Source organism: Blastomonas sp. AAP25, from assembly GCF_001295965.1.
GTDB lineage: Bacteria > Pseudomonadota > Alphaproteobacteria > Sphingomonadales > Sphingomonadaceae > Blastomonas > Blastomonas fulva.
In genome coordinates, this window is sequence record NZ_LJHP01000025.1 from 1 (window position 1) to 14,283 (window position 14,283).

Genomic DNA, 14,283 nt, shown 5'->3' on the forward strand with positions numbered 1-14,283 from the left:
CGTTCCGGCCCCGCCCGAGACGGTCGCGGAGTTCCTGGCGCAGGCAGACGCGCTGCTTGCAGCCGGGAACGACGCGGCGGCCACATCACCGCAGGCCGATGCCATCCGCAGCGCGCTGCAGCAGGCTGCGATGGCCTATCGTGCCAGCCTGGCCGAAGCCGTCCAGCGCGGCGCGCCGCCTGCCAGCTGCCCACCGCCGCCAGGGCAGGCGCAGCTCTCGCTGGGGGACATCACCGAACTGTTCCGAGCATTTCCGGATGCCAACCGGCCCATGCCGGTCACCACCGCGTTTGCTCTGGTGATGACCCTGCGGTTTCCCTGCCCGACGCCACCGTAATGAGGTCATCGACGGTTCATCTTGGTGTGTTATACGCGCGGCACAGTTGGGTGGAGGTAGTTGAAGATGAAATGGGCGATCCGGTCGGCGGTGCTGGCCTCAGCGGCATTCCTGTCGATCGGGGCGACATCCGAGATGACTGCCGGGCAATTCCTGGCTGCGATGAACAAGGCGGAAAGCCTTGGACCTGCGGCGCTGATGTCGTCCGATGTCCGCGCGCTGCGCGCCGAGAGCGAGCGCGTGCTGACGCTCTACCGCTCCGATGTCGCAAAGCAGGCGAAGGCCGGTGGACCGCGCCACAGCTGCCCACCGCCCAAGGGCCAGGGCAAGATGAAGGGCGAGGAGCTCAAGACCTATCTCACCGGCCTGCCTGCGGCGAAGAAGAAGCAGCCCTTCCGCACCGCGCTGTATGATTTCATGAAGCAGAAATACCCCTGCAAATAAGGGTGGTTGGCCAGTTCTGATCGTCATTCCCGCGGACGCGGCATCCCGCTTTTCTCAAAGTCGGCGCAAAAGCGGGACCCCCGCCTCCGCGGGGGTGACGAAGAGGGCAGGGTATCCAGACCACCGTTTTCAGGCACACGAAAAAGGCCGCGGTCCCGTGAGGAGCGCGGCCTTTTCGATCGCTTGCAGAGCGAAGGATCAGCCTTCGAAATCGCTGCCCATGTTGCTGGTGCGCGCGGGAGCCGATGCGGTGAGGCGCAGCGCCTCTGCCGACAGGCTGAGCGAACCGATCTCGTCGGGCATGTCGTCGTCATCGACCTGCACCTTCTGCAGCGAGACGATCAGGCCTTCCTTAAGCTCTTCGGGGAACACGGTTTCGTCCGCGATCTCGCGCAGCGCCACGACCGGGTTCTTGTCGCGATCGCGATCAATGGTCAGCTCGGCACCGCCGCTGATCTCGCGTGCACGCTGGGCAGCGAGCAGAACGAGATCGAACCGGTTGGTGACCTTGTCGATGCAATCTTCAACGGTAACGCGCGCCATGAACGGGCTCCAGACTCTGTCAGAATATCAGGGAAAGGCGGGCCTTAGTCGCTGACCCGCGCAAAGTCAACGATTGCCGTGTTCGGCGGCGCTTTCGTCTTGTGCCTTCCAGCCCCAGAACAGGTGGCAGGGAAGCACGTTGAGCAGCTCGTAACCGCGATCGATCCGCTCGAAATAGGGGCGGAGCAGCTGGGTGGTGAAGGTGTTGAACTGATAGATCAGAAATGCACCGCCTGGCCGCAAGGCGCGATGTGTGGCTTGCGCGATATCGTCGGCGACGGTTCCGGGAAGCGTCGAGAGCGGCAGGCCGGAAAGAACAAAATCGGCATGGGCAAAGCCGTGGCTCGCGATGATGTCTTCGACATCCGCAGCCGATCCGTGCACCGCGACAAAACGGCTGTCGGGGATGGTCTTGCGCAGATAGCGGATGAAATCGGGGTTGGTATCGATCGCGATATAGGTGGCATTGCGTGGCAGCTTGTCGAGCACCGGACGGCAAAAGGTGCCGACGCCCGGACCATATTCGACAAACAGCTGCACGTCTTTCCAGGGGACCGGCGCCAGCATCTTGCGGATGGTGCGGTCGGACGAGGGGACGATCGATCCGACCATCACCGGGTGCTTGAGAAACCCTTTGAAAAACACTCCCCAGGCCCCGAAAAGCCGCTCGGCGCGCGCCTTGATCCGCTGCCGCAGGGGCAGCTGGGCCAGGTCGTTGGATTGCATGAAGAACCTCTCAGAATATCTGTCAACAGTCTGTCACAATTGCAGATTGGGCCGGGCAAAGCAATCATGTGCGTCCGCAGGCCATCGCAACACTTTGCAACACAGGTGGCAGCGCGTAGAGCATTTGCCATGCACGCGTCCACAGATTCCCGCATCCATGCCAATGGCAGCATTGCCGTGATCTTCGCGGCGCAGCGCAGCGGGCGCGATGCAGAGGGGTATGCGGCGATGGCAGAGGCCATGGACGCACTGGCTGCACAGCAGCCTGGCTATCTGGGAATGGACCATGGCGGGGGGGCGGACGGTTTCGGCATCACGGTCAGCTACTGGGCGGATGACGCCAGCGCCCGCGCATGGCGCGACAACCGCGAGCACCGCGCCGCGCGCGAGGCGGGGCGGGACCGCTGGTACGCGCATTACACCCTGCACGTCGCGCGGATCGAGAGAGGCTATGCCTGGCCATGAGTGACATGCCCGCCCAGCACGAGGGCCCGCTTTCCGGACAAAAACTGCCGACCGACCGCATGGCGTTGCTGTTCATGGTGATGCTGGTGACGGCAGCGGGCAACACCGCGATGCAATCGGTGATGCCCGCGATCGGCACCCGGCTGGGGGTCGCGGATGTCTGGGTCAGCCTGGCGTACAGCTGGTCGGCGCTGCTGTGGATGGTCTTTGCGCCCCGCTGGGCACGGCTGTCCGACCGGCGCGGCCGCAAGGCGCTGATGAACCTTGGCCTGGTGGGCTTCATCTCTTCCTTCGCGCTGTGCGGGCTGACGCTGATCGTGGGGCTCAACGGCTATCTTTCGGGCGCGTGGACGATGCTGATCTTCGCTATGTTCCGCAGCCTGTACGGCGGGCTGGGCTCCGCCGCACCGCCCGCGGTGCAGGCCTATGTCGCCGCACGCACCAGCCGGCAAGAGCGCACCCAGTCGCTGTCGATGATCTCCTCCTCCTTTGGCCTCGGCACCGTGATCGGCCCCGCGCTGGCGCCGCTGATCATCCTGCCGTTCCTGGGCCTGCCCAGTCCGTTCTTCGTGTTCGCAGCCTTCGGCCTGCTGGTGCTGGTGACGCTCAAGCTGCGGCTTCCCGATGACACGCCGAGCTATGCCGCGCGCGGGCGGCTGGTATCCGAACCGATGAGCACCAGCGCCGCCGGGGAAGTGTATGATGCCGACGAGCATGACGAGGCTCCGCCTGCACCGGTCGATCCCACCCAGCAGCGTCTGTCGTGGAAGGACGCGCGGCTGCGGCCGTGGCTGATCACCGGGCTGGTTGGCGGCCATGCCAATGCGATGATTCTGGGGCTGGTCGGTTTCATGCTGCTTGATCGGCTGGACCTGCGCGCCACACCCGAGCTTGCCGCCGGGCCCACCGGGCTGGTGCTGATGGCGGGGGCCTTTGCCACGTTACTCGCGCAATGGGGGCTGATCCCCTATTTGAAGATGGGGCCGCGCAATTCGACCTTGTGGGGGATGGCGCTGGCCGCGACCGGGTGCACACTGGTCGCGTTTTCGTACAGCATCAACGCGATCGCGCTGGGCTTTGCGATCGCCTCGCTCGGCTTCGGGCTGTTCCGCCCGGGCTTTACCGCCGGTGCCTCGCTGGCGGTGACTCGCGCCGAACAGGGTCAGGTCGCCGGGATCGTGGCCTCGGTCAATGGTGCGGCTTATATCGTTGCGCCGGCCATCGGCGTCTGGCTGTACAACATCGCGCCGCTCGAATCCTTCGCGATCATCATCGCATTGTGCGTGTTCCTGCTGGCCTGGGGACGCAAGGCGCTGCAGCGCGACGAGATGCTGGTCCGCTAAAGCCCGCGCCATATGCGCAGGCGCGTGTCGCCGCGCGGCTGGCGCACATAGGCCGGGCAGGCGCGCGGACGATAGCCCGGCGCCAGACAGATCCGCACCTCCTGCAGCCATCCGCGGCCATTGCTCTTGATTGCGATGGCATCGGGCTTCATCCCAGGATTGCGCCGGGCGATCTCCTGCTTGAGCATGCCGTGGGTCAGCGGCCTGCGCGACAGGCGCTCCATGTCTGGGAGCTGCATTGCGCGGTAAACCCTTGTCGCAGTTTGGAAATAGGATTGCGGGTCGCGCGCCATGCAACTGCCGTGCTTGTCCCATTGGTGCGCGATCAGCCGCCGGGACGGCATGGAGCACAAGGTGCTGCGGACGACCGACGCTGGCACCTGGACCGGCGAGCGCGCGCAATATTGCGGAAAGGCGGAGGTCTTCCCCTCGGGCCACAGCCCGTGCAGCACGAATCCGAACTCACCGTGGTTGCGGCTGCACTGCAGCGCTTCACCCGGGCGATCTTCGCGCCCCTTGCAATATTCGGGCGACCAGCTGAGCGCCAAGGTATAGCCTGTGATGGGCGTGACACGGCGGACATCCTCGGGTCCGCGCCGGGGTGGTGTGACCGGGGCAAGCCGCTCCGGCATTCGGCATTGATAGGCCTGTGCGCTTGCCGGAACGGGCTGCATCGCACCCCATAGCCCCGGAAGGACAAGGGCGGCCAGCCAGCGCATTCAGACCGCCGTGAAGTCCAGCCCCACATCGGCAGCAGGGGCCGACTGGGTGAGGCGCCCGACCGAGACGTAATCGACCCCGGTTTCGGCAATCGCGCGGATCGTCTCCAGCGTGACGCCGCCTGATGCCTCGCAAGGTACGCGTCCGCCGACCAGCGTCACCGCGCCGCGCAGCGTGGCAGGCGACATGTTGTCGAGCAGCAGATGCGTGGCGCCGGCGGCCAGGGCAGGCTCGATCTGTTCGACATGATCGACCTCGACGATGATCTGCGCGATTCCCGCCACCACCGCGCGGCGGACAGCCTCGCCGATATCTCCGGCCACCGCGACATGGTTGTCCTTGATCATCGCGGCATCCCACAGTCCCATGCGGTGGTTCTGCGCGCCGCCCTGACGGGTCGCGTATTTCTCCAGCAGCCTGAGGCCCGGAATGGTCTTGCGCGTATCGAGCAGCACCGCGCCGGTGCCCGCCATCGCATCGACATAGGTGCGCGTCAGGCTGGCTATTCCGCTGAGATGCTGGACGGTGTTGAGCGCCGAGCGCTCCGCGGTCAGCAGCGCGCGCGCCTTGCCCGAGACATGCAGGATATCGGTGCCGCCAGAGACCTGCGCGCCTTCCTCGACCAGCAGGCGGACCTCGCAATCGGGGTCCAGTGCCCGGAAAAAGGCCTCGGCGATCGGGAGTCCTGCGACCACCATTGCATGGCGCGCATCCATCACGCCGGTAAAGCGCGCGTCTGCGGGGATGACGCTTTGCGAGGTGACGTCGATCCCGTCCGGGCCCAGATCTTCGGCCAGCGTGGAGGCCACGAACCGGTCCAGGTCAAAGCCGTCGATCGCAAACGCCATAGCCATTCATCCCCCGCCGGATGGCGCGACACGCGCATCCGGTGCCAAGCCGCAGATCCGTTCAGTCGGCGATGCGGTGCTCGCCCTTGACCCAGCGCACGGTGCCGCTGGAAGAGCGCATCACCACGGTTTCGGTGGTCATCACGCCATCGCGGCGACGCTTGACGCCTTCAAGCAGCGAACCGTCGGTCACGCCGGTGGCGGCAAAGATACAGTCGCCCTTGGCAAGATCGGTGAGGTCATAGATCGCGTTCAGATCCTCGATGCCCCATTTGCGCGCGCGCGCACGTTCGTCGTCGTTGCGGAACAGCAGACGGCCCTTGAACTGGCCGCCGACACAGCGCAGCGCGGCTGCCGCCAGAACGCCCTCGGGCGCGCCGCCCGATCCCATGTACAGGTCGATCGTGGTGTCGGGATTGGTCGTCGCGATCACGCCTGCGACATCGCCATCGGGGATCAGCATGATGCCGCAGCCCAGGCCGCGCAGTTCCTCGATCATCTCGGCATGGCGCGGGCGGTCGAGCACGCACACGATGATGTCGCCGGGCTTCACACCCTTGGCGGCGGCCACCGCCTGCACGTTCTCGGTCGGGGACTTGTTGAGATCGATAACGCCGTCGGGATAGCCGGGGCCCACCGCGATCTTGTCCATGTAGACGTCGGGCGCGTTGAGCAGGCAGCCGTTTTCGGCGATCGCCAGCACCGCAAGCGCATTGGGTCCCGCCTTGGCGGTAATGGTAGTGCCTTCGAGCGGATCGAGCGCGATATCGATGCGCGGCGCGCCTGCATTGCCCAGGCCCACCTTCTCGCCGATGTACAGCATCGGGGCCTCGTCGCGCTCGCCTTCGCCGATCACCACGGTGCCGTCGATATCCAGTCCGTTCAGCGCGGCGCGCATCGCTTCCACGGCGGCGGCGTCAGCGGCCTTTTCATCGCCCCGGCCGATCAGCTTGGATGCAGCGATCGCGGCGGCTTCGGTCACGCGGACCATTTCGAGAACCAGGACGCGGTCAAGCTGCGGGGTTTCTGCAGGCGGCGTTGCTTTCAGGCTTGCGCTGGACATGGCAGGCGGGTCATCCTTCTAATGTGGGGCACCAGTTCCGCTTTCAGGCCGGGTGCATTGCGCCCGGTCCATAAGGGAGCATTATTGCATTGTCGAGAATGCTGTTTGCGGCGGCCGTGTTGGCCCTTTCCGCGTTTTTTGCTCCGCCCGCAAGCGCTCAGGACGCCCAGGATGACACGCGGCTGCCCGAGCCCGAACAGCGCGAATCCGACCGGGTTGACGCAAAGGTCAAGCAGATGATTCGCAAGGCCGATGAATGGACCGGCAAGGAAGAGCGCGCCAAGCGCTGCCAGCCAAGCGCCGCGGGCAAGGATATCGTGGTGTGCGGCGAGACCGATCCCAGCGCGAAGTTCCGCGTTCCGCCCGATACCGAGGGGCGGCTTGCCACCGGTGGTCCGCCGCCCGCGCCCGACGTTGCGGGCGATGGCATCTTCAAGGGCAAGGCGACCTTCAGCAATCTGTGCGTGGTGCCGCCATGCCCACCGCCGCCCGCCTATCTGATCGATTTTTCCAAGCTGCCCGAGGTGGACGAGGAATATCTCAAGAAAGCGCGCGAGGCAGAGGCTGCCGAACGCCGCCGCGAACAGGCGGCAAGCAGCGGCGGGCCGCAATGATGGCCGCCATTCCGGTGATCGAGACCGAGCGGCTGCGATTGCGCGCGCCGGTGATGGCGGATTTCGATGCCTATGCGGCGATGTGGGCCGACCAGCGGGTGACAGCCTATATCGGAGGCAATCCGCGCACCCGCAATGAAAGCTGGGCCCGGTTCATCGGCATGCATGGGCTGTGGGCCCTGTGCGGCTATGGCTATTGGCTGTTTGCCGACCGGCGCACCGACGCATTGATGGGGGTAGGGGGCCTTGCCAGCTTCGAACGCGGTCTGCCCGATATCGATGGCGTGCCCGAGGCCGGCTGGGCGATGGCACCCGACGCCTGGGGCAGGGGGCTCGCGACAGAGGCGATGGCCGCCGTTCTGGACTGGAGCGATACGGTGCTGAAGGCGCCGATCGTGCGCTGCATCATCGATCCCGGGCACACGGCGTCGGAAAAGGTCGCCGCGAAACTGAGGTTCGTGCTCTTCGGGAGGGGTGATCTGGACGGCCATCCGGTGAATATCCACGGCCGCCCTGGGCGCTTGCCCTGACGATTACCTGAGGTTGGGCTGTCAGTGCTTCTTGCCCGGAAGTGCCTTCAAGGCCAGCGCGATGATGCTGCCAAGGATAAAGCCGACGATACCAGCGCCCACAGCGCCAACAAGCCATTCGACCAGCCCGCCGATCGCAGGGACAGCCGCGCCGGCTGCCACCGCGATATCGTGGATCAGGTGCTCGGGACCTGCAAAACCGAACACCGCCAGCCCGTGGATGATGATCTGACCGCCGACCCAGATCATCGCTGCTGTCCCGATGATCGCCAGCGCCGACATCACGATCGGCATCGCCTTGACCAGCCCCCGGCCAAAGCCCTGCAGCGCGGCCGAAGGCTTTTGCGCCAGATGCAGGCCGAAATCGTCCATCTTCACGATCAGCGCCACCGCGCCATAGACCGCAGCGGTAATCACCAGTCCGACCAGCGCCAGCACGGCTGCCTGGATGGCGATCGGGCGGCTGGCGACTTCTGACAACGCAATCGCCATGATCTCGGCCGAAAGGATCAGGTCAGTGCGCACCGCGCCGCTGACCCGCTCGTTCTCGAGCGCGAACATGTCCTGAACCTGGCTGACATCCTCGGCGACATCCTGATGGTGGCCAAGCTTGTGGATCACCTTTTCGGCGCCCTCGAAGCACAGATACAGCCCGCCCAGCATCAGGATCGGCGTGATCGCCCAAGGCAGGAATGCGCTGAGCAGCAGCCCGATGGGCAGCAGGATGATGAACTTGTTGAACAGCGAACCCTTGGCGATCCGCCAGATGACGGGAAGCTCGCGCTCGGGCTTGAAATCGGTGACATATTGCGGGGTAACCGCAGCGTCATCGACCACGACCCCGGCCGCCTTGGCGCCGGCCTTGGCCGAGGCTGCGCCGACATCGTCGAGCGAGACCGCCGCCAGCCGCGTCAGCGCTGCGACATCGTCCAAAAGTGCAGCAAGGCCTGAGGGCATGGGGTCAGTCTCCCAGAATGTGGATAACGAGCGGAGCAGCGTGCAAGCTGGGGGAACCGTTGAGCGCGGAAATGGTTGCCGCCACCGCGCTTTCGGGGCCTTCGTGCGTTACCATGGCGACCAGCACGCTGCCATCGGGGCTGCGGCCCTTCTGGATCAGGCTCTCGATCGAGACTCCGGCGTCGCGCATCGCGGCGGTGATCTCGGCCAGAACGCCCGGGCGGTCGGCAACCTCGAAGCGCAGATAGCATTTGCCGATGCGGTGACCGGTTTCGGCGCGCTGCACCTGCTCGAGCTCGCGCACCGGCATCGAGAAAGCCGGGCCGATCTCGCCGCGCGCGATGTCGATGAGGTCGGCAACCACGGCGCTGGCGGTCGGGCCATCGCCCGCACCTGCGCCCTGGAACAGCAGCCTCCCTGAGAAATTGCCCTCTGCCACCACCGCGTTGGTCGATCCGTCGACATGCGCCAGTGGATGGTTCATCGGCACCAGATAGGGGTGGACCCGCTGGAACAGCCGCGCGTCGCCGTTGCTGCCGTCGAGTTCGGCCATGCCGATCAGGCGGATGCGATAGCCCAGCGCATCGGCCTGCGCGATATCGGCGGAGAGCACCTTGCGGATGCCGCTGCGTTCGATGCCCTCAAAGTCGAGCTGCGTTCCGAAGGCGAGCGCGGCGAGGATCGACAGCTTGTGCGCGGCATCAACGCCATCGATGTCGAAGCTGGGGTCGGCTTCGGCGAAGCCGCGTGCCTGCGCTTCGGCAAGCACTTCGGCAAAGTCCTGGCCGGTCTTTTCCATCGCCGACAGGATGAAATTGCAGGTGCCGTTAAGGATGCCATAGACCCGCTCAAGCCGGTTGGCCGCAGCGCCCTCGCGCAGCCCCTTGATGACGGGGATGCCGCCTGCCACCGCAGCTTCATATTTAAAAGCGAGACCGGCAGTCTCGGCACGCTGCGCAAGATCGAGTCCGTGGTGCGCGACCATCGCCTTGTTGGCGGTGACGAACGCCTTGCCGCCGGCGATGCTTTCCTTCGCCAGCGTCAGCGCGGGGCCGTCTGCGCCGCCGATCAGCTCGACCACCACGTCGATATCGGGGCGGCTGGCGAATTCGCCCATGTCATCGACCCATTCATAGGGCGACAGATCGACGCCGCGATCCTTGGAGCGGTCGCGTGCGGTGATCGCGGCGACGCGAATCGGCTTGCCCGCGCGCCGCGCGATCAGCGCCGCATTTTCCTCCAGCAACCGGATCACGCCCGCGCCCACGGTACCCAGCCCGACCAGCGCGATGTTCAGCGTTTCACCCATCAGACGTCCTTCAGCGTTAATTCATCCGCTTGGCTCTTAGCGTCTGCCGCGTCAAAGGGAAGAGGGCAAGCCGGGTTGTTGCGTGGCCAAACCCTGCCTATAGGCGCTGCGATAATCGGGGCGCGCGAAAGGTCTGCATCATGTCATCGCCAACTGTTCTCATCCTCGCGGGCAAGCGTGATGGCAAGCTCGACCCGCTGGCCGAAGCCGCGGGCGTCACCCACAAGTGCAACGTGCCGATCCAGGGCAAGCCGCTGCTGCAATGGGTGCTCGAGGGCGTAAAGGATGGATGGGCCGATGCGCCGATCTGGGTCTCTATCCACGATCCCGAGGTGATCGCCGATGTGCCTGGCGTTGCCGAGCTGACCCAGGCGGCCCGGTTGCACATGAGCGTGTCGCGCGACGGCATCGTTGAGAGCATCGAGGCTGTCATTGAGCAGGCCAATAAGCAGGGAACCAATCCGTTCCCGATGCTGATCACCACCGGTGACAACGTGCTGGTCACCGCAGAGGAGATCCGGGCCATCCACGATTTCGGAATGCGCGAAGGGGCAGGGGCGGTGATCGCGATCGCCGAAAAGGCCTCGATCATCGCCGAGCACCCCGAGGCGCAGCGGCGGTTCTACGAGTTCAAGGACATGGCGATCTCCAACTGCAACGCCTACTGGCTGCGCGATGCGGCCTCGTTCCGCGCGGCAGAGGCGTTTCGCGGTGGCGGCCAGTTCATCAAAACCAAGGGCCGGATCGCGCAGGCCTTCGGCATCCTCAACCTCATCCGGTTCCGGCTGGGCTGGTCGACGGTCGATGGCGCGATGGCGGCGATCTCGCGCCGGTTCAAGGTCAAGGTCCGCGCGTTCCTGCTCACCGAAGGCGCCTATGCGGTCGATGTCGACAACGAGCGCACCTACAAGATCGCCGAGATGCTGCTCGCCAAGCGCAAGCCTTCATAGAGCACGCCCTGCTAGAGCACGCCAGATCCGCCGTCATTCCCGCGAACGCGGGAATCCCGCTTGTTCTGCAACCTCGGCGCAGCAGCGGGACCCCCGCGTTCGCGGGGATGACGATGACGTTACAGAGTATTGAGTGTCAGTCCTTGCCCGCGCGGAGCGAATTGCCTGCCCGCTCTCCGCGCAGCGACTGCCACCAGCTCATCGGGTTCCAGTTGGTGCTGCCGTCGAGCGAGAAGGTGACGATCTCCGCCCGGCCGCCGATATTCTCCAGCGGCACCGCGCCGCCCAGGCCGAGTTCTTCCAGGCTCGCGCGGCTGTCGGCGCTGCGGTCGCGGTTGTCGCCCATCAGGAAGACATGGCCCGCAGGCACCTTGTAGGGGCCGTAATTGTCGAGCGGATAGTCGGGGCCGAGATCGATGGTGTTGTACGAAACGCCATTGGGAAGCGTCTCGCGGATGATCGGCAGCTCGCAATAATATTTGCCGTCGGCGCCGCGCATCTTGAGCATCGGGAAATCGCTGGCGTTGCACGGCGAGTTCAGATCGACCGGCAGCAGCAGGTTGGGCTGCACCGCGCGCACCACTTCTTCGCCGTTGAGGATCACTCGGCCCGAGCGCACCTCGATGGTGTCGCCGGGGCGGCCGATCACGCGCTTGATATAGTCGGCGTTGCCGCCCGGGGGCGTGGCGATGACGATGTCGCCATATTCGGGCGTCGATCCCATGATCCGCCCCTTCATCGGCGGCAGCAGGTGGAACGACACCGACACCCAGGACCAGCCATAGGGGTATTTGCTCACCACCAGCCGGTCGCCGACCAGCAGGTTGGGCATCATCGACATGGTTGGGATGTAGAAGGGCTTGGCGACCAGCGAATGGAACGCCAGCACCGCGAGCAGCAGCAGGAACAGGCCGCGCACCTCGTCGAACCAGTTGATCGGCTTGTGCTCGTCTTCGGCGAGCGGACGGCGAACGGTGTCAGCGTCGATCGCGGCGTCGGAAGCTTCGGGTGCCATGCGGGTGTCTTTCGGGTCCGGACCGGGCGGGGGAGTATCAGTCAATGGGCCGCGCCTCGATGATCACGAATGCCTGCGCCCATGGATGATCATCGGTGAGCGTCAGATGAATGAAAGCGCTATGGCCTGCGGGAATCATGCTGTCCAGCCGCGCTTTCGCACCCCCGGTCAGTTTCAGCGTCGGTGCGCCCGACGGGGCATTGACGACGCCGATGTCCTTCATGAACACGCCCGCCTTGAACCCGGTTCCAACAGCCTTGGAAAAAGCCTCCTTGGCGGCAAAGCGCTTGGCGAGCGTTCCCGCCTTGGTAAACGGGCGGCGGGCGGCCTTGGCCTGTTCGGTTTCAGTAAACACGCGCTGCTCGAACCGCACGCCGAACCGGTCGAGCGACTTTTGGATTCGCTCGATATTGCAAAGGTCAGAGCCGAGGCCGATGATCATAGTGTTGCTCCTCCCCCCTTGCGGGGGAGGATGAAGTTGGCCTGGCAGCTTGCTGCCTGGCAACTCCTGGAGAGGGGGGCGGATGCATGGCGCAGTTGCCCTCTCCCGCCGCGACTAGGCAGCAAGCTGCCAAGTCTCGCGCCCTCTCCCGTAAAGGGAGAGGGGTGGGATACGACCGTCTGCATCATTGCAAGAATCACCGCGCTTCATCCATCAGCTGCCGCATCCGGCGAATGCTGGCCTCCAGCCCGTCGAAGATTGCCTCGCCGATCAGGTAATGGCCGATGTTGAGCTCGGCGAGCTGGGGAATCGCCGCAATGGGCTGGACATTATCGAAGGTCAGGCCGTGCCCCGCATGCGGTTCGATGCCGTTCTTGGTGGCGAGCGCCGCGGCATCGGCGATGCGCTTGAGCTCGGTCTCGATCCCGTCGCGGTCCTCGTCCAGCCACAGATGTGCGTAGCGCCCGGTGTGCAGTTCGACCACCGGTGCGCCCAGCCGCATCGCGGCGTCGATCTGCCGCGCCTCCGGCTCGATGAACAGGCTGACGCGGATTCCCGCATCGGCAAGGCGCCCGACGATGGGCGCGAGCGTGTTGTGCATGCCAGCGGCATCCAGCCCGCCCTCGGTGGTGCGCTCCTCGCGCTTTTCGGGAACGATGCACGCAGCGTGTGGACGGTGGCGCAGCGCGATCTCGAGCATTTCCTCGGTCGCGGCCATCTCCAGATTGATCGGCAGGGTCGACCCCGCCATGATCGTGTCGAGATCGCTGTCGCGGATGTGCCGCCGGTCCTCGCGCAGGTGGACGGTAATGCCATCGCCGCCCGCCGCCTGGACAATCCGCACCGCGCGCATCGGATCGGGGTGATCCCCGCCGCGCGCGTTGCGGATGGTGGCGACGTGGTCGATGTTGACGCCTAGGCGCAGGTGCTGGGTCATAGAGGTGCTCCGGTTGCGCACAAGGCCGCGCGCATCACGTCATGGGTTATGCCGGCCTGCTGCCAGATTTCGCCAAAGGCGGCCTCGGCCTCGGCGCGGTTCGATGTCATGATGATCACCACGTCCAGATCGGGCAGGATGATATTGCGCAGCACCACGCCGCCAATGAAGCCGCGCCGCTCGACAATGCGCACCGGCGTATCCCCGCAATCCTTCAACGGTACGCTGAACGACCATTGGCCGAGCGCGGCAAAGCCATATTCGGGCTTGCCGTCCCACATCTGCGCGCGCTCGGCTTCGGGGATCAGCTTGCCGGTCATCAGCGCGCGATCAAAGGCCAACAGGTCACGCGTCGTGCCATAGAGCGCGCCTGCGCCGCCGAAATTCTCGAGCCGGAACGCCATTGTCTCGGGCTTGCCCTCGGCATATCCTGGCACCGTCGGTTCGGTTCGCGGGAACACGCCCACGCTGGCAAGGCCCAAAGGCTGTGCGATGCGTTCGGCGATCAGCGAGTCATAGGACTTGCCGCTGGTGGCCTCGATCACGGCAGCCATCATGATGAAATCGCAGTCTCCGTAGAAGAACTCGGACACCGGTTTGCGGTTGGTCGGCCCTTCGCACCACGTCCGCCCGGTTTCGGGGCTGCCGCGATCGACCATGTAGAAGGTCGACCAGCCGTCCCTGCCGATCGGCCCCTCTTCGGTGCGCGGCAGGCCGGAAATGTGCTGCATCAGCATCCGCGAGGTGATGGTGCCTGCAAACGGAGCCTTGCTGTCGGGCAGGTATTTGAGGATCGGTGCGTCAAGGTCGAGCCTGCCGGCGGCCACCTCCTGCATCGCGAGTGTGGCGGTTACCTGCTTGGATACGGAGGCCCAGCGCCAGGTCTGGCCCAATGAGTGCTCGGCCTTGGCTGCCGGGTCGACAAGGCCGAATGCGCGCTCGAACACGATCGTGTCTCCGCGGGCGATCAGCACGGTGCCGGGGGCCGTGGTGGCATCGAGCGCGGCTGCCACGGCAGCCTCGTCAATGGCAGGCGGCGG

General features: G+C 65.3%; 18 protein-coding genes. 7 read left to right on the top strand and 11 right to left on the bottom strand.

Going from position 1 to position 14,283, the window contains the following annotated elements; all coding sequences use genetic code 11:
* Window positions 1-337: hypothetical protein (locus IP68_RS20500; RefSeq protein WP_054135980.1), on the top strand; the 337-nt coding region annotated here is incomplete at its 5' end.
* A gap of 66 nt (window positions 338-403) precedes the next feature.
* Window positions 404-781, top strand: a complete 378-nt coding sequence (locus tag IP68_RS15805; RefSeq protein ID WP_054135981.1) for a hypothetical protein — start codon at window positions 404-406, stop codon at window positions 779-781.
* A gap of 198 nt (window positions 782-979) precedes the next feature.
* Here the strand turns inward: IP68_RS15805 and rpoZ are convergent, their stop codons facing one another.
* Both rpoZ and IP68_RS15815 read right to left on the bottom strand, forming a co-directional pair.
* Window positions 980-1,324 carry a DNA-directed RNA polymerase subunit omega gene (rpoZ, locus tag IP68_RS15810; protein ID WP_054135982.1) on the bottom strand — a complete coding sequence of 115 codons (345 nt, stop codon included), beginning with the start codon at window positions 1,322-1,324 and terminating at the stop codon, window positions 980-982.
* A gap of 66 nt (window positions 1,325-1,390) precedes the next feature.
* A complete protein-coding gene (locus tag IP68_RS15815) occupies window positions 1,391-2,050 on the bottom strand; it encodes a class I SAM-dependent methyltransferase (protein ID WP_054135983.1) in 660 nt (219 codons plus the stop codon).
* 129 nt (window positions 2,051-2,179) lie between these two features.
* Between IP68_RS15815 and IP68_RS15820 the strand changes: the two genes are divergently transcribed.
* Both IP68_RS15820 and IP68_RS15825 read left to right on the top strand, forming a co-directional pair.
* A complete protein-coding gene (locus IP68_RS15820; protein WP_054135984.1) occupies window positions 2,180-2,515 on the top strand; it encodes an antibiotic biosynthesis monooxygenase in 336 nt (111 codons plus the stop codon).
* Window positions 2,512-3,858, top strand: coding sequence for an MFS transporter (locus tag IP68_RS15825; RefSeq protein WP_054135985.1), 1,347 nt, complete (start codon window positions 2,512-2,514; stop codon window positions 3,856-3,858). Before IP68_RS15820 ends, IP68_RS15825 begins: the two co-directional genes overlap by 4 nt.
* Here IP68_RS15825 and IP68_RS15830 read toward each other — a convergent pair.
* The 3 genes from IP68_RS15830 to glpX all read right to left on the bottom strand — a co-directional run bounded on the left by IP68_RS15830 (window position 3,855) and on the right by glpX (window position 6,489).
* Window positions 3,855-4,577, bottom strand: coding sequence for a hypothetical protein (locus tag IP68_RS15830; protein WP_082382426.1), 723 nt, complete (start codon window positions 4,575-4,577; stop codon window positions 3,855-3,857). The two genes, IP68_RS15825 and IP68_RS15830, sit on opposite strands and share 4 nt — an antisense overlap.
* Window positions 4,578-5,426 carry a carboxylating nicotinate-nucleotide diphosphorylase gene (nadC, locus tag IP68_RS15835; protein WP_197275829.1) on the bottom strand — a complete coding sequence of 283 codons (849 nt, stop codon included), beginning with the start codon at window positions 5,424-5,426 and terminating at the stop codon, window positions 4,578-4,580.
* A 61-nt stretch (window positions 5,427-5,487) separates the two neighbouring features.
* The gene (gene glpX / locus IP68_RS15840) at window positions 5,488-6,489 is read right to left on the bottom strand and encodes a class II fructose-bisphosphatase (protein WP_054135988.1); all 1,002 of its coding nucleotides are present in this window, start codon (window positions 6,487-6,489) and stop codon (window positions 5,488-5,490) included.
* A 116-nt stretch (window positions 6,490-6,605) separates the two neighbouring features.
* Here glpX and IP68_RS15845 point away from each other — a divergent pair, with 116 nt between their 5' ends.
* Both IP68_RS15845 and IP68_RS15850 read left to right on the top strand, forming a co-directional pair.
* A complete protein-coding gene (locus tag IP68_RS15845; protein ID WP_150126195.1) occupies window positions 6,606-7,103 on the top strand; it encodes a hypothetical protein in 498 nt (165 codons plus the stop codon).
* Entirely contained in the window at window positions 7,100-7,633 is a 534-nt protein-coding gene (locus tag IP68_RS15850; protein ID WP_231684084.1) for a GNAT family N-acetyltransferase, read from the top strand. Before IP68_RS15845 ends, IP68_RS15850 begins: the two co-directional genes overlap by 4 nt.
* Window positions 7,634-7,654: 21 nt before the next feature.
* On the opposite strand, the gene IP68_RS15855 is transcribed toward IP68_RS15850, so the two are convergent.
* Together IP68_RS15855 and IP68_RS15860 are read right to left on the bottom strand one after the other, a co-directional pair.
* Window positions 7,655-8,590 carry a DUF808 domain-containing protein gene (locus tag IP68_RS15855; protein ID WP_054135990.1) on the bottom strand — a complete coding sequence of 312 codons (936 nt, stop codon included), beginning with the start codon at window positions 8,588-8,590 and terminating at the stop codon, window positions 7,655-7,657.
* Between the two features lie 4 nt (window positions 8,591-8,594).
* On the bottom strand, window positions 8,595-9,899 hold the full coding sequence (locus IP68_RS15860; protein WP_054135991.1) for a homoserine dehydrogenase: 1,305 nt from the start codon (window positions 9,897-9,899) through the stop codon (window positions 8,595-8,597).
* Window positions 9,900-10,039: 140 nt separating this feature from the next.
* Between IP68_RS15860 and IP68_RS15865 the strand changes: the two genes are divergently transcribed.
* Window positions 10,040-10,849, top strand: coding sequence for an NTP transferase domain-containing protein (locus IP68_RS15865; protein WP_054135992.1), 810 nt, complete (start codon window positions 10,040-10,042; stop codon window positions 10,847-10,849).
* Window positions 10,850-10,985: 136 nt separating this feature from the next.
* Here IP68_RS15865 and lepB read toward each other — a convergent pair whose 3' ends face one another.
* The 4 genes from lepB to IP68_RS15885 all read right to left on the bottom strand — a co-directional run.
* Entirely contained in the window at window positions 10,986-11,864 is an 879-nt protein-coding gene (lepB, locus tag IP68_RS15870; RefSeq protein ID WP_054135993.1) for a signal peptidase I, read from the bottom strand.
* Window positions 11,865-11,901: 37 nt separating this feature from the next.
* Complete coding sequence (acpS, locus tag IP68_RS15875; RefSeq protein ID WP_054135994.1) at window positions 11,902-12,306, bottom strand: holo-ACP synthase; 405 nt, start codon at window positions 12,304-12,306, stop codon at window positions 11,902-11,904.
* Between the two features lie 196 nt (window positions 12,307-12,502).
* On the bottom strand, window positions 12,503-13,243 hold the full coding sequence (locus tag IP68_RS15880) for a pyridoxine 5'-phosphate synthase (RefSeq protein WP_054135995.1): 741 nt from the start codon (window positions 13,241-13,243) through the stop codon (window positions 12,503-12,505).
* Window positions 13,240-14,283, bottom strand: a 1,044-nt coding sequence (locus IP68_RS15885; RefSeq protein ID WP_156318198.1) for a serine hydrolase, incomplete at its 5' end; no start/stop codon positions are given. The genes IP68_RS15885 and IP68_RS15880, both read right to left, overlap by 4 nt.